Raw genomic sequence first — 22,971 nt, 5'->3', positions numbered from 1 at the left:
GAGATGGTACGACCCGCGGGCGAACGGCCCGTGACCTGCCGTGTTCCGGCTCGGGTCCGACGGCCGGCGGCTCAGCCGGGGGTTGACTCGGGCCACCTCGGCCGGCACAGGCCACCTCGACGACGACCTCGACCTCGACCGGTCAGGCCACCTCGACGACGACCTCGATCTCGACCGGCGCGCCCAGCGGCAGTTCGGCGACCCCGACCGCACTCCGGGCGTGCCGGCCGGCCTCGCCGAACACGGTGCCGAACAGCTCCGAGGCGCCGTTGAGCACGCCGGGCTGCCCGGTGAACCCGTCGGCGGAGGCCACGAAGCCGGTCACTTTGACGATCTTGACGACGCTCTCCAGGCCCACCAGCGCGTCGATCGCGGCGAGGGCGTTCAGCGCACACTGCTCCGCCAGGTCCTTCGCCTGCTCGGCCGAGACCCCCGCACCGACCCGGCCGGTGGCCAGCAGCTTGCCGTCCCGCAGTGGCAACTGGCCGGAGACGTACACCTGGCGGCCGGACTGCACCGCCGGCACGTACGCGGCCAGCGGCGGCGCCACCTCCGGGAGCAGCAGGCCCAGCTCGGCGAGCTTGGCGTGTGGCCCAGCCGTCACGACTTGGCCCGCTTGAGGTACGCGACGAGCTGCTCCGGGTTCGGACCGGGTATAACCGCCACAAGCTCCCAGCCGTCCTCGCCCCAGTTGTCGAGAATCTGCTTGGTGGCGTGCGTGAGCAGCGGCACCGTGGCGTACTCCCACTTCTGCATCGCTAGAGGTCTCCTCGTCTCGGACTTGTTCGGCGACAGCCTACGGGCTGCGGCCCCGGTGGCACGCGTACGCCTCCCGATCGGTGCCGGCGGAACGGGCACTGTCCCACGGCGCGCAGGCGTGGCTGCTCCGGTCGGGCGGGCCGGGATACCCTGCCGGGGCGGGTCGCCACAGCTCTGCCGCCACACCCACGGACCACGCCAGCCCGCCCGACCCGCCCGGCCGGCGCCTTGACCACCGCATCGGGGGCCGTGCGGGGATTGGGGAGACATGAGGCAACCGTCCGACGGCGACGAACCCACCCACCCGCCGGCCGAGCCCTCGCCGCCGGCCGAGTCGACTGTTCCGATCTCGGCGGAGATGGCGGAACGACCAGCTGATGCCTCGGCATCAGCAGACGGGCCGACCGGGGACGAGTCCGACGAGGAACCGGTCGAGCCGGCCCTGTCTTCCCCGGAGCTGCCCACCCAGCGGGTAGCCCCGCCCACCCCACCGGGTTCAACAGCCCCGGTAGACGACACGGCAACCCCGGTAGACACGGCAACTCCGGTAGACACGGTGGTCCCGGCGAAGGCCACGGCCCCGGCGGACAAGACTCGGTCGGCGGACGCGACCGCACTGTTGGCTCCCGCTGAGGCGACTGCCCGCCTGGGTCCGACGGAGGCGACCGAGGCGACCGCCCCGATGGACCCTGCGACGACGGCGGACACCCGATCGGCGCCGCCGATGCCGGCCGCCCTACCGCCCTCCACCCCGCCCACCTCCGCCCCGCCGGTGTCGGCGCCACCCGGACACGCCCCGCCGGTGTCGGCGCCACCCGGGCAGAGGGCGCCGGGGCTGCCGATTCCGGGACAGCCCGGTCCGGCTGGCTATCACGCCGGCCAGCCCGGACCAGGACCCATCGGGCCCGGATATCCGGTACCTACCGGTCATCCGCCGCCCGGACCCGCCGCCGGTTGGAAGAAGCGGCGCGGTCTGGTCGTCGCGTCGGTCGCACTCGCCGTCACGCTGCTCCTCTGCGTGGTGGGCGCGGTCTCCGCCGTACTGGTGATCCGGGGTGCGGAGCAGGGTGAGGGGGCTGGCGACCCGGTCGTCGCGGTGGACGAGTTCCTGACCGCCGTGTACGGCGAACGGGACGCCGACCGGGCGAGCAGCCTGGTCTGCTCGGCCGCCCGGGACACCGACGCGATCGCCGCGAAGATCCAGGAGGTGGCGGACTTCGCCGGACGGTACGACACCGCACGGTTCCGGTGGACCACGCCCAGGGTCGACGAGCAGACCGCCGACCGGGCCGTCCTGTCGACCAGACTGACCATGACGACCGGCGACGAGCGGTCGGTGGAACAGCAGCTGACCTTCGTGGTGGTACGAGAGACCGGCTGGTGGGTCTGCGACGTCGCCTGATCCGCCGCCGCCCGGCCCACCCCGGCCCGCCCCGGCCCGCCCGGTCCCCGGCCCACCCGGTCTCCCCGGCCGGCCCCGGCCCCGGCCCCCTGGATCCTGTCGGGACCGGGTCGGGGGCTGGTCCGGTCGGCCGCCGCCGCTGCTCCCGGGGCCGGCCGTGCTCCGGTGCTGGATAGGCTCGGAGGGTGCGAGTGGGCGAGGAGTCGGGTGATCGGGCGGACGCCGACCGGGCGAGTGCCCGGTGGCCGGCCCGGCTGCACGTGATCACCGGTAAGGGCGGGACCGGCAAGACCACGGTCGCCGCCGGGCTGGCGCTGGCGCTGGCCAGCGGTGGTCGCCGTACCCTGCTCGTCGAGGTGGAGAGCCGGCAGGGCATCGCCCAGCTCTTCGGCACCGACCCGCTGCCGTACGAGGAACGGTCGATCGCCACCGCCCCTGGCGGCGGGGAGGTGCGCGCGCTGGCCGTCGACTCCGAGGAGGCGCTCCTGGAGTACCTCGACATGTTCTACAAGCTCGGGGCGGCCGGCCGGGCACTGCGCAAGCTCGGCGCCATCGACTTCGCCACCACCATCGCACCGGGGCTGCGGGACGTACTGCTCACCGGCAAGGTCAAGGAGGCCACCACCCGGACGGCGGACCGGCGCCGGGTGTACGACGCGGTGGTGCTGGACGCCCCGCCGACCGGTCGGATCGGCCGGTTCCTGAACGTCACGGCCGAGACCGCCCGGCTGGCCAAAGTCGGCCCGATCAAGACCCAGAGCGAGGGGGTGGCGGCGCTGCTGCGCTCCCCGATGACCTCGGTACACGTGGTCACGCTGCTGGAGGAGATGCCGGTACAGGAGACCATCGACGCGATCACCGACCTGAACGGCCTGCGGATCCCGGTCGGCCGGGTGATCCTGAACGCGACCCGGCCGCCGCTGCTGGCCGGCAGGGTCACCCAGGCGGAACTGCGCCGGGGACTGACCGCCGCCGGGTTGCCGACCGACCGGGCGACCGTCGCCGGCCTGCACGCCGAGGCCCGGGACCAGCTCGTCCGGCGGGAGCTGGAGGAGTCGCTCCGGGCGGACCTGGTCGAACTCGGGTTGCCGCTGGTGGAGCTGCCGCTGCTGGCCGAAGGGGTGGACCGCACCGGCCTGGACCTGATCGCGGACACGCTGCTGACCGCCGGCTGATCCCGGCCTCCCGTCCCGACCCGTCCCGACCCGGCCCTCCGGCGCCCGGACCCGCCGCCGCTCGCCCGGTCGGCGGACAGCCGATTGACTCACACCTGAGTGGCACCACGCCGTCGGCGGCGCGCCGTCCCGATACGCTCGGTTGGTGCGTCCCGATCACCCAGCGCCGGAGCTGGACATCGACCAGATCCTCGCCGACCCCGGCGTCCGGATCGTGGTCTGCTGCGGCTCGGGTGGGGTGGGCAAGACCACCACGGCGGCCGCCCTCGCGCTCCGGGCGGCCGAGCGGCACGGCCGGCGTACGGTGGTGCTGACCATCGACCCGGCCCGGCGGCTGGCCCAGTCGCTCGGGCTGAACGAGCTGGACAACACTCCCCGGCAGGTGAAGGGGATCGACGTCGAGACCAGCGGCGGCGAGCTGCACGCCATGATGCTGGACATGAAGCGGACCTTCGACGACGTGGTGCTCGCGCACACCGATCCGGCGAAGGCGGCGGAGATCTTCGCGAACCCGTTCTACCAGGCGATGAGTTCGACCTTCGCCGGTACCCAGGAATACATGGCGATGGAGAAGCTGGGCCAGTTGCACGCCCGGGACGAGTGGGACCTGATCGTGGTCGACACCCCGCCGTCCCGGTCGGCCCTGGACTTCCTGGACGCGCCGGCCCGACTCTCCCGGTTCCTGGACGGCCGGATGCTCCGGCTGCTGCTGGCACCGGCCCGCAGTGGTGGACGGAGCATGTTCAGCCTGGTCACGGCCTCGTTCGGGATGTTCTCCCGGGTGGTGCAGAAGGTGCTCGGCGCCCAGTTGCTCACTGACCTGTCCGGCTTCGTGGCGGCGCTCGACTCGATGTTCGGGGGCTTCCGGCAGCGCGCCGAGCAGACGTACCGGGTGCTCCAGGCACGGGAGACGGCGTTCGTGCTGGTCGCGGTGCCGGAGCCGGACGCGGTCCGGGAGGCGGCGTACTTCGCCGGCAGGCTCAGCCAGGAGCGGATGCCGCTGGCCGGTCTGGTGCTCAACCGGGTGCACCGGCCGGCGGTGGAGCGGCCGACCGCGGCCGAGAGCCTGGCCGCGGCCGAGCGGCTGGTGGAGCTGGGCGGCCACGAGGCGACCGTCGAGACGCTGCTGGCGCACGCCGCGCTGGTGCAGCAGGCGGCGCGGGAGCGGCGGGTCGCCCGGGTCTTCACGGACGCCTTCCCGGCGGTGCCGACGGTGGCGGTGACGGCTCAGCCCGCCGACGTGCACGACGTCGACGGGCTGCGCACGATAGGTGCCGCGATCAGCCGGCGTTGACCGGCCGGCAGTCGGCGCCGGCCCCGGCCGCCCAGGCGGTGGCCCGGGAGCTGGCCGTCGACCGCACCGATGTCGGCCAGCCACGGGCCGACATCGACCGGCTGTCAGCCGGCGTTGACCAGGACCTTGTCCTTGTTCTTCAAGGCCGCTTCGAACATCTTGCGCCAGCTCGCCACCTGCGGGTGACGACGCAGCAGCGCCCGACGTTCCCGTTCGGTCATGCCACCCCACACGCCGAACTCGATGCGGTTGTCGAGCGCGTCGGCCAGGCACTCGTACCGCACCGGGCAGCTGCGGCAGATCCGCTTCGCCACGTTCTGTTCGGCACCCTGCACGAACAGCGCGTCAGGATCACCGTTCTGACACGCCGCCAACGTGGGCCAATCTGTGATCATGCCCATCTGTTCCTGTCCCCCCTTGCAGTCCCGCTACCGACCAGAGCCGGTCAGCCGGCGATAACCCCCCGGCCATCCGTGCCGCCCTCCCCCGGGCACCACGGACGACATGCGTTTCTCTCGCTCGACCATCATGCTCTGTAGTCAACTGATTACGCAACGTTGTCAGCCAAATCCGTCAACCCGGACATTTATTGACGCATCATCCGGCAATCCGGCCCTGACTACCCGGCCGCGATCTGCGAAAACGCTGCGGAGACTTCCCGGAGGGAGGAGACTCGGCAGCAAGGAGCCCGCAACCGCGCACCAGGGGTCGTGCGTTTAACACAACGAGGCCAGCGCCCGCAGGAAATGGGGAAAGTACGCAGGGCGCGCCCGCTGTGTCGACTCACGTACCCTGTCGAGGTGACCTGGATGCGGAAGCGTGACCACAATGTCTTCACGAACGCCGCGTCGCTGCTGATCTGTGGGCTGCTGGCCGGCGTGGTGGTTGCCGCGGCCGCGTTCCCCGCGGTGGCGATGTCCGGGCTGGCCGCCAAGGCCGGCGCGGAGACGTTCGACAAGCTGCCCACCGAGCTGACCGTCAAGAAGGCGCCGCAGATCAGTTACCTCTACGCCTCCGACGGCAAGACGCCGCTCGCCACCATGTACGACGAGAACCGCCGCGACGTGCCGCTCAAGGACGTCGCGCCGGTGGTCGCGAAGGCACTGGTCGCAGCCGAGGACAAGCGCTTCTACGAGCACAACGGCGTCGACGTCAGCGGCGTCGCCCGGGCGTTCGTGGCGAACAACCAGGCCGGGGTCACCACCCAGGGTGCCTCCACCCTCACCATGCAGTACGTCCGGCTCACCATCGCCTACTCGGCCACCCACCCGCAGGACGTGGTGGCGGCCACTGAGGACACCAGCGCCCGGAAGGTGCGCGAGATGCGGTACGCCCTGCAACTCGACGCCGACCTGAGCAAGGACGAGATCCTGGAGGGCTACCTCAACATCGCCCCGTTCGGCAACGGCGCGTACGGCATCTTCGCCGCCAGCCAGGTGTACTTCGGCAAGCATCCGAAGAACCTCAAGCTCGAAGAGGCCGCGATGCTGGCCGGAATGGTGAAGGCCCCCTCGGAGAACGACCCGACCACCAAGAGCGGCTACCCGGCGGCCGTCGAGCGGCGCAACTGGGTGCTCGACCAGATGGTGGAGACCAAGGCGATCACCCGCGAGGAGGCCGAGAAGACCAAGGCGATCAAGCTGGTGGTCAAGGACAAGCGCACCCCGAACGGCTGCGTCGACGTCGGCAAGAACGACTGGGGCTTCTTCTGCGACTTCTTCTACCGCTGGTGGATGCAGCAGGAGACCTTCGGCCGTACCCAGTACGACCGGGAGCGGCGGCTCAAGAGCGGCGGCTACACCGTGGTCACCACGCTGGACGCCAAGATCCAGAAGGCGGCCAAGGACGCCGTCGAGCGCAACGTCAAGACGGGCAAGAAGGAAGCCATGATGGTGGCGGCGGTCGAGCCCGGTACCGGGCGGGTCCGCGCGCTGGCGGTGAACCGGAACTACAAGCTCGACGACCCGAACAAGCCGCAGAACAAGATCAGCACGAACCCGGCGAAAAAGAAGAAGAAGATCCGGGGTACGTACCCGAACACCACGAACCCGCTGCTCACCGGCGGCGGCGACATCACCGGCTACCAGGCCGGCTCGACCTTCAAGATCTTCACCATCGTGGCGGCCCTGGAGAACGGCTACCCGCTGGAGTGGAGCATGAACGCCAAGCAGGTCGCCCAGACGAAGTACATCGTCGAACGGGGCTCGAAGGCCGCCTGCCCGGGCACCAACAAGTACTGCCCACAGAACGCCAGCAAGAGCATGGCCGGCGTGCACAACATGTGGAGTGCGTTCGGCTCGTCGGTGAACACCTTCTTCGTGCCGCTGCAGGAGCGGGTCGGCGCGGCCAAGGTGGTCGACGCGGCGAAGCGGATGGGGATCACCTTCCGGGCCAGCAACGACGCGAACTTCGCCGCCACCAAGCAGGCCGCGGACGGCTGGGGTGCGTTCACCCTCGGCGTCTCCCAGACGACCCCGCTGGAGCTGGCCAACGCGTACGCCACGCTGGCCGCCGACGGCAAGTACTGCGAGCCGATCCCGGTGCAGCTGATCCGGGACCAGGAGGGCAACAAGCTCGACATCGCCAACCCGCGCTGCTCGCAGAACATCAAGACCGAGGTGGCCCGGGCCGCCGTGGACGCGGCCCGCTGCCCGGTCGGCGACCGCTCCGCCACCTCCCGCTGCAAGGGCGCCACCGCCCGCAACGTGAAGGGCGCCGTCGGCAAGCCGGTCGCCGGCAAGAGCGGCACCACGGACAGCGAGAAGAGCGCCTCCCTGGTGGTGATGACCAAGCAGCTCTCGGTCGCCGGCATCCTCGCCGACCCGGACTGGGCCGAGACCACCCAGAACATGGGGCACAACGAGCCGGGTGGCGTCAACCACGCCGTCTACCAGACGCTCCGCGACGCGATGAAGGGCAAACCGTCGATCCAGTTCACCCCGCCCGGCGGGAAGACCGTCGAAGGTGACCAGCGGAACATCCCGAACGTCAAGTGCCAGCCGGTCCAGACCGCGCTCTCCCGGGTCCGGGGCGCCGGGTTCGACGCCGAGGTGGGCAGCCAGGTCAACTCGACCTGCCCGGCCGGCACGGCCGCCGGCACCAGCCCCGAGGGCCGGACGATCAAGGGTGGAGCCGTGAGCATCGAGGTCAGCAACGGCAAGGCACCGGCCGGCGGCACGGCGGGCGGCCCCGGCGGCCCCCGGCCACCCGGCCGCCGCTGACCGGGTACGACGAGAACGGGCGGGCACCCCAGCCGGGTGCCCGCCCGTCGTACGTCAACCGTCGCCCGTCGACTATCGCGGGTGCGGGTGCGCCGACCGTCAGCCGGCGCCGAGCTGCCGGCGTACCTCGGCAGCCACCCGACCGCCCTCGGCCCGGCCCGCCACCGCGGTCTGGGCCGCCTTCATCGCCGGGCCCATCTGGCCGCGCTCGGTGAAGCCACCGGCGGCCAGCGCCCCCGCCACAAGCTCGGCCAGCTCCTCGTCGGCGAGCTGCTTCGGCAGGTACCGGTCCAGCACCTCGCCCTCGGCCCGCTCCCGCTCGGCCTGCTCGGCCCGCCCGGCGTCCCCGAAGGCGGTCGCCGCCTCGCGGCGCTTCTTCGCCTCCTTGGTCAGCACCGCCAGCACCTCGGAATCGGACAGCTCCCGCTTCTGCCTGCCGGCGACCTCGGCGGTGCCGATCGCCGCCAGCGCCATCCGCAGCGTCGAGGTGGTCAGCTCGTCCCGAGCCTTGAGCGCGGAACGCATGTCCGTGGTCAGGAGGTCCTTCAGGGTGCCCATGGAGGGTCAAACTACCCTGAGCGGCATGCGAAAGCGCACAGTATTCCGGCTGGCCGCCGGCACCGTCGTCGCGGGCGGCGCCGTCCTGGCGTACGCCTCGCTGGTCGAGCGCAACCTGTTCACCCTGCGCCGGTACGACGTACCCGTACTCGCCACCGACGCCGAACCGCTGCGCATCCTGCACCTGTCGGACCTGCACATGATGCCGGACCAGCGCCGCAAGCAGTCCTGGGTCGCCTCGCTGGCCGCCACCGACCCGGATCTGGTGGTGGTGACCGGGGACAACCTGGCGCACCCCGACGCGGTCCCCGGGGCGCTCCGGGCGCTGCAACCGATGCTCGACTACCCGGGTGCGTTCGTCTTCGGCTCCAACGACTACCGGGGACCGGTCTGGAAGAACCCGTTCAGCTACCTGCTGCCCGAGCGGGAGTACGTGCAGGGCGTCGAGCTGCCCGCCGAGGACCTCCGGGAGGTACTCGTCGGCGCCGGCTGGGCGGACCTGAACAACGCCCGTACGTCGATCAAGGCCGGCGGGCGGCAGGTCGAGCTGGTCGGCGTCGACGACCCGCACGTCGAACGGGACGACTACCCCTCGGTGGCCGGACCGGTGCCGGCGGGAGCCGACCTCGCCATCGGGGTGACCCACTCCCCGCAGCCCCGGGTGCTGGACGAGATGGCCGCCGACGGCTTCACGCTGCTGCTCGCCGGCCACACCCACGGCGGCCAGGTCCGGGTCCCGCTGGTCGGTGCGCTGACCACCAACTGCGATCTGCCCCGCTCGATGGCCCGGGGCCTGCACCGCTGGCCCGGTACGGACGCCTGGCTGCACGTCTCCGCCGGCCTCGGCACCCACCCCACCGCCCCGGTACGGTTCGCCTGCCGGCCGGAGGCGTCACTGCTGACCCTGATCCCGCGCTGACCCTGATCCCACGCTGAGCCTGATTCCACGCTCGGCTGCCCGGTCGGCCGCGGGCGTGGCCCGGGGCGCACCGGGGCGGATACCGAATTTGCCCGGCGGGACGGGTGGGCTACTATTGCTCGGCACGCCTCGGGGTGTGGCGCAGCTTGGTAGCGCGCTTCGTTCGGGACGAAGAGGTCGTCGGTTCGAATCCGGCCACCCCGACCAGAGTAAGTGCAGCTCAGGCCCGGTATCACGGCAAGTGATACCGGGCCTGACCCGTGTCTCGAACCGCTCTGGGAGAACGCTGGGACAGGAAGAAGCCGGCCCGAACCGCAAGGCGGACAGCCAGCGCCCTCAGTTCAGCAGGTACGCCGTCAGCCGGTCGGCGAGTTGCTCCGGATGACTGAGCGCAACGCAGTGCCCGCCGTCGATCTCGTCCGGGACGATGCCGAGCCGCTCGACAGCCACCCGACGCTGGAAGTCGGCCAGGAAGAACCGATCCTCGCGGGCGACGAGCACCTTCGTCGGCACCGCCGGCCAGGCATCCAGCGGCCACGGCTCGTCCCACTCCCCACTGACCTGCTGCCGGACATGCGCCGGAGCCTCCGCGACGATCTCGGCCGGCACGCCGTTGTAGAACTGCTGCTCCTCGCTGAGCCCTTCCACGCCGCGGTAACCCGTGTTGTCCCACCAGTCCCCCGGCTTCTCACCGGGCTTCGGCACCATCGGGGTGAGCAGGACGATCAGCCGCGCCGGCAGCTTGGCGGCGACCAGTGGGGCTGTGAACGCACCGTACGACTGGCCGACGATCACGAGGTCGCTCCGGTCGCCGACCGCGTCGACGACCGTCGAACAGAACTCGGCGAACCCCGCCGAGCTGTCCTCGATCGGCAGCTCCGGCACCACCACATCGTGGCCACGCCGGGCCAGCTCGGGGACCAGAAGGTGCCAGTCCCAGGCACTGCCCCCGCCGCCGTGGATCAGAACGAAAGTCGCCATGCGCCGAAGCCTCACACACGGGTGCGACAGGACCGTCAGCGGCGCGAGTTGAGCCGGGCGGCCTGCCGGGTCAGGTGGTCGCGCTCGGCGAGGTTGAGCGCCTTCCGGGCGGCCTCGGCGTACAGCCGGGCTGCCGTCGCCAGGTCGCCGTCGCGCTCGTGCAGGTACGCCGCCACCGCCGCGTAGCGGGGTAGTGCGTCGTCCAGCGCCGCGAGTTCGGCCAGCCCGGCCCGGGGACCGTCCGCCTCGCCGACCGCCACCGCGCGGTTGAGCCGGACCACCGGGCTGTCGGTGAGCCGGGCGAGTTCGTCGTACCACTCGACGATCTGCACCCAGTCGGTCTCCTCGGCGACGGGCGCGTCGGCGTGCAGTGCCGCGATGGCCGCCTGGGCCTGGAACTCGCCCAGCCGGTCACGGGCCAGGGCCGCCTGGAGGATCGTGACACCCTCGGCGATCGCCCCGGTGTCCCAGCGGCTGCGGTCCTGCTCGGCGAGCGGCACGAGGGTGCCGTCCGGGGCGGTCCGGCTGGCCCGGCGGGCGTGGTGCAGCAGCATCAGGGCGAGCAGTCCGGCCACCTCGGGGTGGTCGATCACGGCCGCGAGCTGTCGGGTGAGCCGGATGGCCTCGGCGGCGAGGTCGACGTCACCGGAGTAGCCCTCGTTGAAGACCAGATAGAGCACGCGCAGCACGGTGGCGACGTCGCCGGGCTGGTCGAACCGTACGCCCGAGACGGTGCGCTTGGCCCGGCTGATCCGCTGCGCCATGGTCGCCTCGGGCACCAGGTACGCCTGGGCGATCTGTCGGGTGGTCAGCCCGCCGACGGCGCGCAGCGTGAGTGCCACCGCCGACGACGGCGTCAGCGACGGGTGGGCACACAGGAAGTAGAGCTGGAGCGTGTCGTCCGCGCCGGGCGCCGGCCCGGGCGCCGGTTCCTCGTCCACCAGGTCCTCGCGGCGGCGGCGGGCGGCGTCCGCCCGGGTCGCGTCGAGGAACCGGCGCCAGGCGACGGTGATGAGCCAGCCCTTCGGGTCCTGCGGCGGGTCCGCCGGCCAGACCCGGACCGCATCGACAAGCGCGTCCTGCACGGCATCCTCGGCCGCCGCGAAGTCGGCTCCACGGCGGACGAGGATGCCGAGCACGCCCGGCGTGAGACTCCGGAGCAGTGCGTCGTCCATCGTCGGCAGGTCACTCCGTGATGGTCGGCGGCTCGGTCAGGAAGGGGCGCAGCTCGAGCCACTCGTGGATCGGCTTCCCGCCCGCCCCGGGAGCGGCCGACAGCTCCCCGGCCAACTCGACGGCACGCTGGTAGCTGTCGACGTCGATGATCATCCAGCCGGCGATGAGATCCTTGGTCTCGGCGAACGGGCCGTCGGTGACCGGCGGGCGCCCCTCGCCGTCGTACCGGACGAACGTCCCCTCGGGGGCGAGCGCCTGGCCGTCGACGAACTCCCCGGTCTCCTCCAGCCGGGTCGCGAAGTCGCGCATGTACTGCACGTGCGCCGAGATCTCCTCCGGGGTCCACTGGTCCATCGGCACGTCGTTCACCGCGGCCGGAGCGCCCCGGTAGTGCTTGAGCAGCAGGTACTTGGCCATCGTGTCTCTCCTCGGTGCTGGTGCGACCCATTCTGGTCACGTCCAGCGCGGGGACGGAGCCGGCCATCCGTTCTCGACATCACCGGCCAACATTTTTTCCGGACCCGCACCAGACGGGTTCAGCCGGGCAGCACCAGGTGGCTCATCGTGGCGTCGCCGCCCTCCCGGATCGGTGCGGTCCGGCCGTCGGGGCGGAAGCCGTACCGCTCGTAGAGGCGGCGGGCACCCGGATTGTCGTCGGCGACCCACAGCTCGACCGGCAGGTCGCGCTCCCGGGCCCAGCCGACCACGTGGTCGAGGACCTGCCGGCCGATGCCCGCACCGCGCCGGTCCGGCTCGGTCCACATCGCCACCACCATCAGCCGGCCCGGCTCGGGCAGCCAGCCGGCCCCGATCCCGACCAGCTCGTCCCCGGCGTACGCGAGCACGGACGGCCCGCTCGCACCGTCCAGCCGGGCCCGCCACTCCGGCTCGGTGAACGCCACCTCGCGCTGGTGGGTCGAGCCGAACGCGTCCGGGTCCAGCCGGAGGGCACGCAGCCGGATCTTCCGCCACGACTGCCAGTCGTCGGGGCCGACCGTCACGGTCCGCACGGCACCCGTCGGGTCGACCCGGGATGTCATGGGGCGGGGACCGGGTCGTTGTTGAGTTGGGCGGTCACGATCGCCACCAGCCTGTTCCGCGCCTCCAGCAGCTGCCGGGACAGTTCGTCCAGGGCGCGCGGATCGACGAGCTGGCGGATGTGGGTCCGGTCGTCGAGCAGTTCCCAGCGCTGCGCCGACTCGTCGGGAGCCTCGCTGACCCACATCGCGGAGACGACCGCGTGCCGCTTGGCGAGCAGCTTCGCCGCAATCTCGACCACCGGCAGGTACGCCTGCCGGTACTCCGGGGTGGCGAACTCGACGGAGCCACGGGCGGCGCGTACCGGTTCGCCCGGTCTGGCCAGTACCTCGAAGGCGTTGCCGCCTGCCTGGTCGGCACCGATCCAGGCCAGGATGAGTTCCAGGTCGCCGGCCGCGATCGTGATCCGGCCGATCGCCGCCATCACCTCGTCGGGCAGCCTCGCCATGTCGGGCTTCTCCGTCCGCCGACCCCGTCGTCATGATCAGAAAGACTGTGGCCGATCTTAACCAAGGCCGGGTCCCGGACCACCCCGCACCGGCTGGCGTAATCTGCAATACCTGCGTCGTTGACGCCAGAACTCCGCCACGAGCAGCATGAACACATGCGACGGCGAATGTTGGCAGTTGTCTTCGAGGGCTTCCAGAACCTCGACCTCGCCGGCCCGGCCGACGTCTTCGCGCTGGCGAGCCTGATCGTCGGCGCGAGCCGCGGCTACCGGCTGGAGGTCGCGGCGGTACGCCCCGGTCCGGTGACGGCCGGCAACGGGGTCGCGACGGTGGCGACGCTGGCACTCGACCAGGTGACCGGTCCGATCGACACGCTGCTGGTGGTCGGCGGGCTCGCCGTACCGGCACACCTGGGCGACCCGGTGCTGGTGGGCGGGATCGCCCGGCTGGCCGGCGTCGCCGAGCGGGTCAGTTCGGTCTGCAACGGCGCCCTCCTGCTCGGCGAGGCCGGTCTGCTCGACGGCCGCCGCGCCACGACGCACTGGTTGAGCGCCGTGGAGCTGGGCGAGCGCTATCCGGCGGTGGAGGTGGACGCGGACCGGATCTACGTCCGTGACGGTAACGTCTGGACCTCGGCCGGGGTCACCGCCGGCATCGACCTCGCGCTGGCGCTGGTCGCCGCCGACCACGGCCACGAGATCGCCCGGCACGTGGCCCGGGGCCTGGTGGTCTATCTGCACCGGCCGGGCGGGCAGAGCCAGTTCAGCACCGCGATGCGCACTCCGGTGCCGCGCAGCGAGCCGCTGCGGGAGCTCCAGAGCTTCATCGACGGCAATCCCACCGAGGACCTGAGCGTGCCGGCGCTGGCCCGGCGGGCGGGGATGAGCGAACGCCACTTCTCCCGGCTCTTCACCGAGCAGACCGGTGTCTCCCCCGGCCGGTACGTCGAGCGCAGCCGGGCCGACGCCGCCCGCCGGCTGCTGGAACACACCGAGCACCCGCTCGACCGGGTGGCCCGGGAGTCCGGACTCGGTGCCGCCGAGACCCTCTACCGCGTCTTCCGCCGGCACTGGCGGGTCGCCCCCGGCGACTACCGCCGCCGATTCCGCTCCAGACAGCCCTGAGCCTGCCCGCGCAGGACCCGCCAGACGGCCCGGCCCACCCAGGCCACGAGAAGCCCACCGCGCATCCGGCCCGCACATCCGGTACCGGAACCGACCTCGCACGCCCGCACACAGGGCGCACGGCCGCACATCCCGAACCAGGAGGAACGACAATGCACGTCGCCATCCCGCTCTACCCCCGCTTCACCGCCCTCGACGTCGTCGGGCCCTACACGGTGCTGGCCTTCGCGCCCGGCGTCACGGTGACCCTGGCCGCCGCCGAGCCCGGCCCGGTGCTCGACGACCGGGGCACGATGGCGATCTCCGCCACCGCCGGCTACGCCGAGCTGCCCCGCCCGGACGTGGTCGTGGTACCCGGCGGTGCCGGCACCCGCGCCGCGCTCGCCGACACCGCCCTGGTGAACTGGATCGCCCAGGCACACCGCCACACCCGGTGGACCACCTCGGTCTGCGCCGGCTCGTTCCTGCTCGGCGCGGCCGGGCTGCTGGCCGGACGGCGGGCGACAAGCCACTGGGGCTGGCTCGACCAGCTCCGGGCCTTCGGGGCCGACCCGGTCCGGGAGCGGGTGGTCCGGGACGACCGGATCATCACGGCGGCCGGCGTCTCGGCCGGCATAGACATGGCGCTGGCCCTGCTGGCCGAGGCGACCGACGTGCCGACCGCGCAGGCGGTCCAGCTGGCCATCGAGTACGACCCGGAGCCGCCGTTCGACGCCGGCTCGCCGGTCGAGGCGCCGCCGACCCGCCGGGAAGCCGCCCTCGCGATGATCGACTGAGTCGAACCACCCGGACGGAGATCAGCTGACGGAGCGTACCGGGGAGGCGCGGATCACTCGGACCCAGCGGATTCTCAGCACCCTGAGTAATCTTGGTCGGGCCCTCGGAACCCCTCCTCCCCGGATCGGAAACGGTGTCACCCGACCACTCCCGCGTAGTCCGCGACGTGACCTCCCGGCTGCCCACGGCGACCAGCGCCGTCGAGGCGGGCCAGGTCACGGTCGCCGCGCTGGGCCGGCACACGCCGGGACGGGTCGCGGTGCTGCTCTGGGTCCGCGACCGGCTCCGTTGCGTCGCCGCGACCGGGTCGTGGCAGGTCTTCGCCTCGGTACCGGCCGGCACCGGAACGGTCGGCCGGGTGTACGCCTCCGGAAAGACCGAAACGGTCCCGGATGTGACGAAGGAACCCGACTACGTACCGTTGCGACCGGACGTGCGGGCCGAGATCTGTGCCCCGATCCTGGACCGGTCCGGGCAGCCGATCGGAGTACTCGACCTGGAGTGGCCGACCGCCGACGTCGACCTGGACGCCTGGCTGCGTACCGTCGAACGGGTCGCCGCGCTGCTCGGCACCAGGATCGGGCAGCTCGGCGGCCCGCCGGCGGAGAGCCGCAGCGAGAAGCTGCTCCGGCACGCCTCGGCGTTGACCTCGGCCGGCACCGAGGCCGAGCTGATGACCGCCGCCGTCTCCGCCGCCCGGGACGTCTCCGGGCTCACCTCCGCGGTCTTCGTACTGGACGGGCCGGCCGGGCCCCGGGTGGCCACCCCGAGCCTGGTACCCGACGAGCTCGAATCCCGGGTGCACGCCGCACTGGCCGGCGCCGGGCGGCCGGTCCTGGAACGGCTCCGGGCCCACGCGCACGCCTACGGCGCCTCCTACACTCTCGGCGAGGGGCGGCACCCGACCACCGCCGACCAGGACGTGCTGATCGCCGCCGGGGTACGCACGCTGATCTCGGTACCGCTCGGCCCGACCGAGTACTGCGGGGTGCTGCTGGTCGGCGACACCCGGACGATGCGCCCCGACCCGACCACTGTCAACCTGATCGAACTGCTCGCCGCCCAGTCGTGGATCTGCCTCGAACGGCTGCGCGGGCTGGCCCGGCTGCGCGAGCGGGCCAGTTCCGACCCGCTCACCGGGTTGCGCCACCAGGGGTCGTTCGGGGAGCGGATCGCCGAGTCGACCCCGGGGCACACCGCCCTGCTCGCCGTCGACGTCGACGACTTCAAGACCGTCAACGACACCTACGGCCACCAGGCCGGCGACCGGGTGCTCGTCGACCTCGCCCGGGCGTTGCAGAGCGCGCTGCGGCACGGCGACGAGCTGTACCGGGTCGGCGGCGACGAGTTCGTGGCCGTGGTCGAGGTGCTCCGCCCGGAGGAGGCGGTCGGGATCGCGCAGCGGCTGGTGGAGGCGGCTCGGCAGACCGGCCGGACGGTGAGCATCGGCGTGGCCGTCCAGCAGCCCAACGAGCCCCCCGACCTGACGCTGCGCCGCGCCGACGAGGCCCTCTACAACGTCAAGCGCGAGGGCCGGGACGGCGTACGCCTGGCCCCGCTCCCCGTCGAAGATCGCGCTCTTTACGGGAAATAGTGGCCTGGAGCGCGGGCCGAGGGGACTCTTTCCCCGAAGTAGCACGATCATCCCCCGGCGCGTGACGCGGCGGGCGGGTCAGCGGGGGCGGGCGAGGAACTCGGCGGCGAGCAGCTCGGCGATCTGGGCGGTGTTCAGGGCGGCGCCCTTGCGCAGGTTGTCGCCGGTGACGAAGAGGTCGAGTGCGCGCGGGTCGTCGACCGAGCGGCGGATCCGGCCCACCCAGGACGGGTCGGTGCCGACCGCGTCGATCGGCATCGGGAACTCACCGGCGGCCGGGTCGTCGACCAGGATCACCCCGGGAGCGTTCCGCAGCGCCTCCCGGGCACCCTCCGCGTCCACCTCGGTGCCGAAGACCGCGTGTACGGCCACCGAGTGCCCGGTCACCACCGGCACCCGTACGCAGGTGGCGGAGACCTTCAGGTCCGGCAGGCCGAGGATCTTGCGTGACTCGTTGCGCAGTTTGAGTTCCTCGGACGACCAGCCGCCGTCCCGCAGCGAGCCGGCCCACGGGACCACGTTGAGGGCCATCGGGGCGGGGAACGGGCCGAGGTCGTCGCCGATCGCCTGCCGCACGTTGCCCGGCCGGGAGCCGAGCACCCGGTCACCGGCGATCTTGGAGAGCTGGTCGTGCAGGATGTCCACCCCGACCTGGCCGGTCCCGGAGACCGCCTGGTAGGAGGCGAGCACCAGCTCGCGCAGGCCGTACTCGCGGTGCAGCGGCGCGACGGCGACGATCATCGTCAGCGTGGTGCAGTTCGCGTTCGCGATGATCCCCTTGGGGCGGTTGCGCACCTGCTCCGGGTTGATCTCCGGCACCACCAGCGGCACGTCCCGGTCGCTCCGGAAGGCCGCGGAGTTGTCCACCGCCACCGCACCCCGGGAGACCGCGACCGGGGCCCACTGCGCGGAGACCTCGTCCGGTACGTCGAACATCGCCACGTCCACGCCGTCGAACGCCTCGGCGCTCAGCGCCTGGACGGTCAGCTCCTCGCCCCGGCACATCCGCGTCTGCCCGGCCGAGCGCGGCGAGGCGAGCAGCCGGATCTCGCCCCAGACGTTCTTCCGGGAGGAGAGCAGGTCGCACATGACCGTGCCGACCGCGCCGGTAGCCCCGACCACCGCGAGTGTGGGGAGCGTCCCCATCGTGGCTACCTCCCGGTCCCGGCGTAGACCACCGCTTCCTCGCTGCCGCCGAGGTCGAATGCCTCGTGCACCGCCCGGACCGCGGCGTCGAGGTCGGTGTCCCGGCAGACGACCGAGACCCGGATCTCGGAGGTGGAGATCATCTCGATGTTCACCCCGGCCTCGCCGAGCGCGGCGAAGAAGCTGGCCGCGACACCCGGGTGCGAGCGCATGCCGGCGCCGATCAGCGACACCTTGCCGACGTGGTCGTCGTAGAGCAGGCCCTTGAACTTGACCTGCTCCTGGACCTTGCTCAGCGCCGCCATCGCGGTCGGGCCGTCGGTCTTGGGCAGGGTGAAGGAGATGTCGGTCCGGCCGGTGCCCTCGGTCGAGACGTTCTGCACGATCATGTCGAGGTTGATCTCGGCCGCGGCGACGGTCTCGAAGATCCGGGCCGCCGCGCCGGGCTCGTCCGGCACCCCGACCGCCGTGATCTTCGCCTCGCTCCGGTCGTGGGCGACCCCGGTGATAAGTGCTTGCTCCACGGGTAGGTCCTCCGTCGATCCGGTCACCATCGTGCCGGTGTTGGTCGAGTATGACGAACGTACGCGGATCGGCAACCCGGCCCTTCGGGCGTACTCCACGCTCCGTAGGTGCAGCACCTTGGCGCCGCAGGCGGCCAGTTCGAGCATCTCCTCGTAGGTGATGGTCCTGATGTGCCGGGCGTTCGGCACGATCCGCGGGTCGGCGGTGAAGACGCCGTCGACGTCCGTGTAGATCTCGCAGACGTCGGCGTCCAGTGCCGCCGCCAGCGCGACGGCGGTGGTGTCCGAGCCGCCCCGGCCCAGCGTGGTGATGTCCTTGGTGTCCTGGGAGACGCCCTGGAAGCCGGCGACGATCACCACGGCGCCCTCGTTCAGCGCCGACCGGAGCCGGCCGGGCGTGACGTCGATGATCCGGGCCCTGCCGTGCACCGAGGTGGTCAGCACGCCCGCCTGCGACCCGGTGTACGAGCGCGCCTCGTAGCCGAGGTTGTGGATCGCCATCGCCAGCAGGGCCATCGAGATGCGCTCACCGGCGGTGAGCAGCATGTCCAGCTCCCGACCGGGCGGCAACGGGCTCACCTGGTTGGCGAGGTCGAGCAGTTCGTCGGTGGTGTCGCCCATCGCGCTGACCACGACCACCACGTCGTCGCCGGCTTTGCGGGCCGCGACGATCCGCTCGGCCACCCGCTTGATCCGTTCGGCGTCGGCGACCGAGGATCCGCCGTACTTCTGCACGACCAGCGCCACGAGGGTGCTCTCCTTCCTCCGGGCCGGGCGGGGCGCACGACCCTGAGCGTGCCGACGCCGCCGGGTCGAGGCCGGCGGCGCCGTGTGAGACCAACTCAGACTACCGGCCGTGGTCGTCGGCCCGACCAGGCGTTCCCACCATCCGACCTGTGGCAGGCCGTCGGCGACACGCGAGGGTAGCTGCACCGACCGCCCGTCGCGGGATGTCGGGGCAAGAATGGCGAGGTGTATCCCGGCGTAGCCCCCCTGCCCGACGCCGACCGGTTCCGGACCGCCGTCCTCCCGACCCGGCCCGCCGCCGACGCCGGCCCGCGCCCGGTCTCCGGACCGCCCGCGGTCCCCGCACCGCCCGCGGTTCGCGGCGCCGTCCCCGTACGTCCGCTGCTCGGTGTGCTGTTGCTGGCCGGGGTGGCGCTGTCGGCCGGCTGCGGCACGGACACCCCGGCACCGGCCGCCACCCCCACCGCCCCGGCGGCGAGCCAGCCGGCCGACGCCCGGGACCAGCTCGCCGCGCTCGCCGCCGCCGCGCAGGACCGCCAGCTCACGGCCGTCTACACGCTCACCGCACCCGGCCGGCCGGACCGGTCGATCGCGGTGGTACGCGCGGCGGACCGCTCCTGGCGGGTCGACGTCCCGGGAGGCGCGCTCGGCGGCACCGCCGACATCTCACTGGCCCGCAACGGCGCGGGCGTCTTCCAGTGCTCCCTCCCCTCGGCCGGCAACCCGGAGTCGGGCTGTGTGCGGGTGGCCGACCCCGGCCAGCCGCTCGACCCCGGGATCGATCCCCCGCTGCGACACCCGTTCACCGACTGGCCGGAGGTGCTCACCGACCGGCAGGCGCCGCTCTCGGTCTCCGCCGCCGCCCTGCCCGGCGCCCAGGGCAGCTGTTTCGCCGTCGAGTCGACCTCGGCCTCGGTCAGTCCGCCGTTGGACCCCGGCATCTACTGCTACGCCGCGGACGGCACCCTCACGGCGGCCCGGCTTCCGGCCGGCACCCTGACCCTGTCCGGTACGCCGACCGCCGCCCCGGCCACCGTCGCGCTGCCCGGCCCGCTGGTCCAGCGCGAACCGCTGCGGATCGCCGGCCCCCCACCGGAGCAGCCCGGCGGTTCCACGGACGACGGCAGCGGCACCAACGACAACGGGGGCGACACCGACACCGGCGGCGCCAACGACAACGGGGGCGACGGCACCAGCGACAACGGAGGCGCCAGCGACAACGGGGGCGGCGGCGGGGGTGCGGCGGGGCTTCGGGCCAGCGGCGCAGCTGACCTGCATTCACGTTGAGGGTGCGCTCGGTCACGTCCGGTGACCCCCGGTGCCGGGACAGACTGGCCGATACGGCACACTCGACCCCATGGCCCAGCTCTCCCCGATACTGGCGACCCGGTGGAGTCCGCACGCCTTCGACCCGGTCGCCGACCTCACCGACACCGAGGTCGCGTCCCTGCTGGAGGCGGCCCGCTGGGCTCCCTCCGCCGACAACACCCAGCCCTGGCGCTTCCTGGTGGGCCGCCGGGACGACGAGGCGTTCAAACGGATCCTGACCAACCTCTCGGCCGGCAACCAGCGATGGGCCGGGCGGGCCTCGGCGCTGCTGCTCGGCGCGCACGCCACCACCGGCCCGGCCGGCGGGCCGCTGCCGCACGCCGCGTACGACCTCGGTCAGGCGGTGGCGCACCTCACGGTGCAGGCCACCGCACTGCGACTCTACGTACGGCAGATCTCCGCGTTCGACGCCGCCGGGCTCCGGGCCGACCTCGACCTCTCCGCCGGGGTACGCCCGCACGTGGTGGTCGCGGTGGGCCGGCTCGGCGACCCGTACTCGCTTCCGGAGGACCTGCGGGCCCGGGAGATCGGCCTGCGCCAGCGCCGCCCACTCGCCGAACTGCTGCTGCGCTGAGCCGCGGCCGTCAGAGCCAGCGGCGACGAGCGGCAACGGCGGTCGTGACCTGGGCGGTTCCCAGATTGCGGACTACGCTTACCCGATCGCCTTCGAGCGCTTAAGGTGACTTTGTCATGTGGCGGTCCCTGCTTCTTCGCCGCCGCGACGAGGCTTCCCAGGCCGGCACCTCGTCGCGGAGTTGAAGCGCGCCGTCCTGCGATCCCGGCCGGACCCCGTTGCGGCCAGCCTCCTCGAACAGTCCGACCCCGGCATCCGGTTCGCACCGGCGCCCGGCTCCGGCACGAGGATCCGACACCCAGATCCGACACTCGGCGCTCACGCCACATGACCACGGGAGCTTTCCGCCATGGCACAACCTGCCGGCACCACCACCGACGGTGATCCGATAGCCCGGCAGCGGCCCAGCCGCATGCCGTACCAGCGTTACCAGCCCTACCACCAGCAGTTCGCGATCGACCTGCCGGACCGGCAGTGGCCGACCCGGCGCGTCGAGGCGGCGCCCCGCTGGTGCGCCGTCGACCTGCGCGACGGCAACCAGGCCCTGATCGACCCGATGTCGCCGGAGCGCAAGCGGCGGATGTTCCAGCTGCTGGTGCAGATGGGCTACAAGGAGATCGAGGTCGGCTTCCCGTCGGCCAGCCAGACCGACTTCGACTTCGTCCGGCAGCTGATCGAGCAGGACCTGATCCCCGACGACGTCACCATCCAGGTGCTGACCCAGTGCCGGGAGCACCTGATCGACCGCACCTTCGAGGCGATCCGGGGTGCGAAGCGGGCGATCGTGCACTTCTACAACTCGACCTCGACGTTGCAGCGCCGGGTGGTCTTCGGCCTGGACCGGGCCGGGATCACCGACATCGCCACCTCGGGCGCCCGGCTCTGCCGGAAGTACCACGAGATCCACACGCCGGACACCGACGTCTTCTACGAGTACTCGCCGGAGTCGTACACCGGGACGGAACTCGACTACGCCCTGGAGGTCTGCGCCGCGGTGATCGAGGTCATCGACCCGACCCCGGACCGGCCGCTGATCATCAACCTGCCGGCGACAGTCGAGATGGCCACCCCGAACGTCTACGCCGACTCGATCGAGTGGATGCACCGCAACCTGCCCCGCCGGGAGAGCGTGGTCCTCTCGCTGCACCCGCACAACGACCGGGGCACCGGGGTCGCCGCCGCCGAGCTGGGCCTGCTGGCCGGGGCCGACCGGATCGAGGGCTGCCTCTTCGGCAACGGCGAGCGCACCGGCAACGTCGACCTGGTCACGCTGGGGCTGAACCTCTTCTCCCAGGGCGTCGACCCGCAGATCGACTTCTCCAACATCGACGAGATCAAGCGCGCCGTCGAGTACTGCAACCAGTTGCCGGTGCACGAGCGGCACCCGTACGCCGGTGACCTGGTCTACACCGCCTTCTCCGGCTCGCACCAGGACGCGATCAACAAGGGCTTCGACGCGCTGGCGGCGGACGCACGGGCGGCCGGGGTGCCGATCGACAAGTTCGACTGGGCGGTGCCCTACCTGCCGATCGACCCGAAGGACCTGGGCCGCACCTACGAGGCGGTGATCCGGGTCAACTCGCAGTCCGGCAAGGGCGGCGTGGCGTACATCATGAAGACCGAGCACCACCTGGACCTGCCCCGCCGGTTGCAGATCGAGTTCTCCGGGGTGGTGCAGCAGGTCACCGACGACGACGGCGGCGAGGTGGAGCCGGGCCGGATGTGGCAGCTCTTCGCCGAGGAGTACCTCACCGACCGGCAGCGGGAGCCGATCGTCCAGGTCGAGAGCTACACGATCGGCACCGTCGACGGCAAGGTCGAGATCGAGGTGGACGCCCGGTTCGGCGCCGGCCGCCGGTCGCTCTCGGCGACCGGTAACGGCCCGATCGACGCGTACGTCAACGCGTTGCAGGCGCTCGACGTCCGGGTACGGGTGCTCGACTACCACGAGCACGCGATGTCCGCGGGCGGCGACGCCCAGGCCGCCGCGTACGTGGAGTGCGAGGTCGACGGCCGGACGGTCTGGGGCGTCGGGCTGGACGCCAACATCGTCACCGCCTCGGTCCAGGCGGTCACCAGCGCCGTCAACCGCGCCCTGCGCTGAGCCGCCGCCTGCACTGAGCCGCCCACACCCCTGTCGAACCGCCGGATCGTGCGGGTCGGCCCCCACTCCTGTCGAACCGC

At 72.2% G+C, this 22,971-nt stretch carries 22 protein-coding genes and 1 tRNA gene; 12 read left to right on the top strand and 11 right to left on the bottom strand.

Annotation, left to right across the window (positions count from 1 at the left end; translation table 11 throughout):
* Window positions 1-142: 142 nt before the first annotated feature.
* Together ACN28A_RS15770 and ACN28A_RS15765 are read right to left on the bottom strand one after the other, a co-directional pair.
* Window positions 143-604 (bottom strand): RidA family protein, encoded by a 462-nt coding sequence (locus ACN28A_RS15770; protein ID WP_421396075.1) that lies wholly within the window; start codon window positions 602-604, stop codon window positions 143-145.
* The gene (locus tag ACN28A_RS15765; protein WP_130465462.1) at window positions 601-756 is read right to left on the bottom strand and encodes a DUF4177 domain-containing protein; all 156 of its coding nucleotides are present in this window, start codon (window positions 754-756) and stop codon (window positions 601-603) included. The genes ACN28A_RS15770 and ACN28A_RS15765 overlap by 4 nt, the downstream gene beginning before the upstream one ends.
* 1,024 nt (window positions 757-1,780) lie before the next feature.
* Here ACN28A_RS15765 and ACN28A_RS15760 point away from each other — a divergent pair.
* The 3 genes from ACN28A_RS15760 to ACN28A_RS15750 all read left to right on the top strand — a co-directional run bounded on the left by ACN28A_RS15760 (window position 1,781) and on the right by ACN28A_RS15750 (window position 4,630).
* Window positions 1,781-2,161 carry a hypothetical protein gene (locus ACN28A_RS15760; protein WP_421396073.1) on the top strand — a complete coding sequence of 127 codons (381 nt, stop codon included), beginning with the start codon at window positions 1,781-1,783 and terminating at the stop codon, window positions 2,159-2,161.
* A gap of 191 nt (window positions 2,162-2,352) precedes the next feature.
* Window positions 2,353-3,336 (top strand): ArsA-related P-loop ATPase, encoded by a 984-nt coding sequence (locus tag ACN28A_RS15755; protein ID WP_421404416.1) that lies wholly within the window; start codon window positions 2,353-2,355, stop codon window positions 3,334-3,336.
* Window positions 3,337-3,481: 145 nt separating this feature from the next.
* Window positions 3,482-4,630: an ArsA family ATPase gene (locus tag ACN28A_RS15750; protein WP_421396072.1), complete on the top strand. Its 1,149-nt coding sequence runs from the start codon at window positions 3,482-3,484 to the stop codon at window positions 4,628-4,630.
* Between the two features lie 104 nt (window positions 4,631-4,734).
* Here ACN28A_RS15750 and ACN28A_RS15745 read toward each other — a convergent pair whose 3' ends face one another.
* A complete protein-coding gene (locus tag ACN28A_RS15745) occupies window positions 4,735-5,031 on the bottom strand; it encodes a WhiB family transcriptional regulator (protein WP_101369108.1) in 297 nt (98 codons plus the stop codon).
* Window positions 5,032-5,439: 408 nt separating this feature from the next.
* Between ACN28A_RS15745 and ACN28A_RS15740 the strand changes: the two genes are divergently transcribed.
* Window positions 5,440-7,851, top strand: coding sequence for a transglycosylase domain-containing protein (locus tag ACN28A_RS15740; protein ID WP_421404414.1), 2,412 nt, complete (start codon window positions 5,440-5,442; stop codon window positions 7,849-7,851).
* Between the two features lie 99 nt (window positions 7,852-7,950).
* On the opposite strand, the gene ACN28A_RS15735 is transcribed toward ACN28A_RS15740, so the two are convergent.
* The gene (locus tag ACN28A_RS15735; protein WP_421396070.1) at window positions 7,951-8,409 is read right to left on the bottom strand and encodes a GatB/YqeY domain-containing protein; all 459 of its coding nucleotides are present in this window, start codon (window positions 8,407-8,409) and stop codon (window positions 7,951-7,953) included.
* Window positions 8,410-8,434: 25 nt separating this feature from the next.
* Here ACN28A_RS15735 and ACN28A_RS15730 point away from each other — a divergent pair, with 25 nt between their 5' ends.
* Window positions 8,435-9,328, top strand: coding sequence for a metallophosphoesterase (locus ACN28A_RS15730; protein ID WP_421396069.1), 894 nt, complete (start codon window positions 8,435-8,437; stop codon window positions 9,326-9,328).
* Between the two features lie 130 nt (window positions 9,329-9,458).
* Window positions 9,459-9,535 (top strand) — tRNA-Pro (locus ACN28A_RS15725).
* 129 nt (window positions 9,536-9,664) lie between these two features.
* Here ACN28A_RS15725 and ACN28A_RS15720 read toward each other — a convergent pair.
* The 5 genes from ACN28A_RS15720 to ACN28A_RS15700 form a co-directional block, all read right to left on the bottom strand.
* Entirely contained in the window at window positions 9,665-10,309 is a 645-nt protein-coding gene (locus ACN28A_RS15720; protein WP_421396067.1) for an alpha/beta fold hydrolase, read from the bottom strand.
* Between the two features lie 35 nt (window positions 10,310-10,344).
* Window positions 10,345-11,484 carry an RNA polymerase sigma factor gene (locus ACN28A_RS15715; RefSeq protein ID WP_421396065.1) on the bottom strand — a complete coding sequence of 380 codons (1,140 nt, stop codon included), beginning with the start codon at window positions 11,482-11,484 and terminating at the stop codon, window positions 10,345-10,347.
* Window positions 11,485-11,494: 10 nt separating this feature from the next.
* Entirely contained in the window at window positions 11,495-11,902 is a 408-nt protein-coding gene (locus ACN28A_RS15710; RefSeq protein ID WP_421396063.1) for a YciI family protein, read from the bottom strand.
* Between the two features lie 119 nt (window positions 11,903-12,021).
* Entirely contained in the window at window positions 12,022-12,486 is a 465-nt protein-coding gene (locus tag ACN28A_RS15705; RefSeq protein WP_421396061.1) for a GNAT family N-acetyltransferase, read from the bottom strand.
* A 35-nt stretch (window positions 12,487-12,521) separates the two neighbouring features.
* The gene (locus ACN28A_RS15700; protein ID WP_278065431.1) at window positions 12,522-12,971 is read right to left on the bottom strand and encodes a hypothetical protein; all 450 of its coding nucleotides are present in this window, start codon (window positions 12,969-12,971) and stop codon (window positions 12,522-12,524) included.
* Between the two features lie 156 nt (window positions 12,972-13,127).
* Between ACN28A_RS15700 and ACN28A_RS15695 the strand changes: the two genes are divergently transcribed.
* From ACN28A_RS15695 to ACN28A_RS15685, 3 genes are all read left to right on the top strand, one after another.
* On the top strand, window positions 13,128-14,096 hold the full coding sequence (locus tag ACN28A_RS15695; RefSeq protein WP_421396059.1) for a GlxA family transcriptional regulator: 969 nt from the start codon (window positions 13,128-13,130) through the stop codon (window positions 14,094-14,096).
* A gap of 152 nt (window positions 14,097-14,248) precedes the next feature.
* Window positions 14,249-14,872, top strand: a complete 624-nt coding sequence (locus tag ACN28A_RS15690; protein WP_421396057.1) for a DJ-1/PfpI family protein — start codon at window positions 14,249-14,251, stop codon at window positions 14,870-14,872.
* 92 nt (window positions 14,873-14,964) lie between these two features.
* On the top strand, window positions 14,965-16,467 hold the full coding sequence (locus tag ACN28A_RS15685) for a diguanylate cyclase (protein ID WP_421396055.1): 1,503 nt from the start codon (window positions 14,965-14,967) through the stop codon (window positions 16,465-16,467).
* A 78-nt stretch (window positions 16,468-16,545) separates the two neighbouring features.
* Here ACN28A_RS15685 and ACN28A_RS15680 read toward each other — a convergent pair whose 3' ends face one another.
* Window positions 16,546-17,613: an aspartate-semialdehyde dehydrogenase gene (locus tag ACN28A_RS15680; protein WP_421396053.1), complete on the bottom strand. Its 1,068-nt coding sequence runs from the start codon at window positions 17,611-17,613 to the stop codon at window positions 16,546-16,548.
* Window positions 17,614-17,618: 5 nt separating this feature from the next.
* Window positions 17,619-18,884 carry an aspartate kinase gene (locus tag ACN28A_RS15675; protein WP_421396052.1) on the bottom strand — a complete coding sequence of 422 codons (1,266 nt, stop codon included), beginning with the start codon at window positions 18,882-18,884 and terminating at the stop codon, window positions 17,619-17,621.
* Window positions 18,885-19,109: 225 nt separating this feature from the next.
* Between ACN28A_RS15675 and ACN28A_RS15670 the strand changes: the two genes are divergently transcribed.
* The 3 genes from ACN28A_RS15670 to leuA all read left to right on the top strand — a co-directional run bounded on the left by ACN28A_RS15670 (window position 19,110) and on the right by leuA (window position 22,891).
* Window positions 19,110-20,171 (top strand): hypothetical protein, encoded by a 1,062-nt coding sequence (locus tag ACN28A_RS15670; protein ID WP_421396050.1) that lies wholly within the window; start codon window positions 19,110-19,112, stop codon window positions 20,169-20,171.
* 70 nt (window positions 20,172-20,241) lie between these two features.
* On the top strand, window positions 20,242-20,787 hold the full coding sequence (locus tag ACN28A_RS15665; protein WP_421396048.1) for a nitroreductase family protein: 546 nt from the start codon (window positions 20,242-20,244) through the stop codon (window positions 20,785-20,787).
* A 349-nt stretch (window positions 20,788-21,136) separates the two neighbouring features.
* A complete protein-coding gene (gene leuA / locus ACN28A_RS15660) occupies window positions 21,137-22,891 on the top strand; it encodes a 2-isopropylmalate synthase (RefSeq protein WP_421396047.1) in 1,755 nt (584 codons plus the stop codon).
* Window positions 22,892-22,971 lie beyond the last annotated feature (80 nt).

The organism is Plantactinospora sp. WMMB782, from assembly GCF_049179135.1.
In the GTDB taxonomy this organism is placed as follows: Bacteria; Actinomycetota; Actinomycetes; order Mycobacteriales; family Micromonosporaceae; genus Plantactinospora.
The sequence above is the reverse complement of the archived record's forward strand: the minus strand, read 5'-3'. Positions and strand labels throughout refer to the sequence as shown.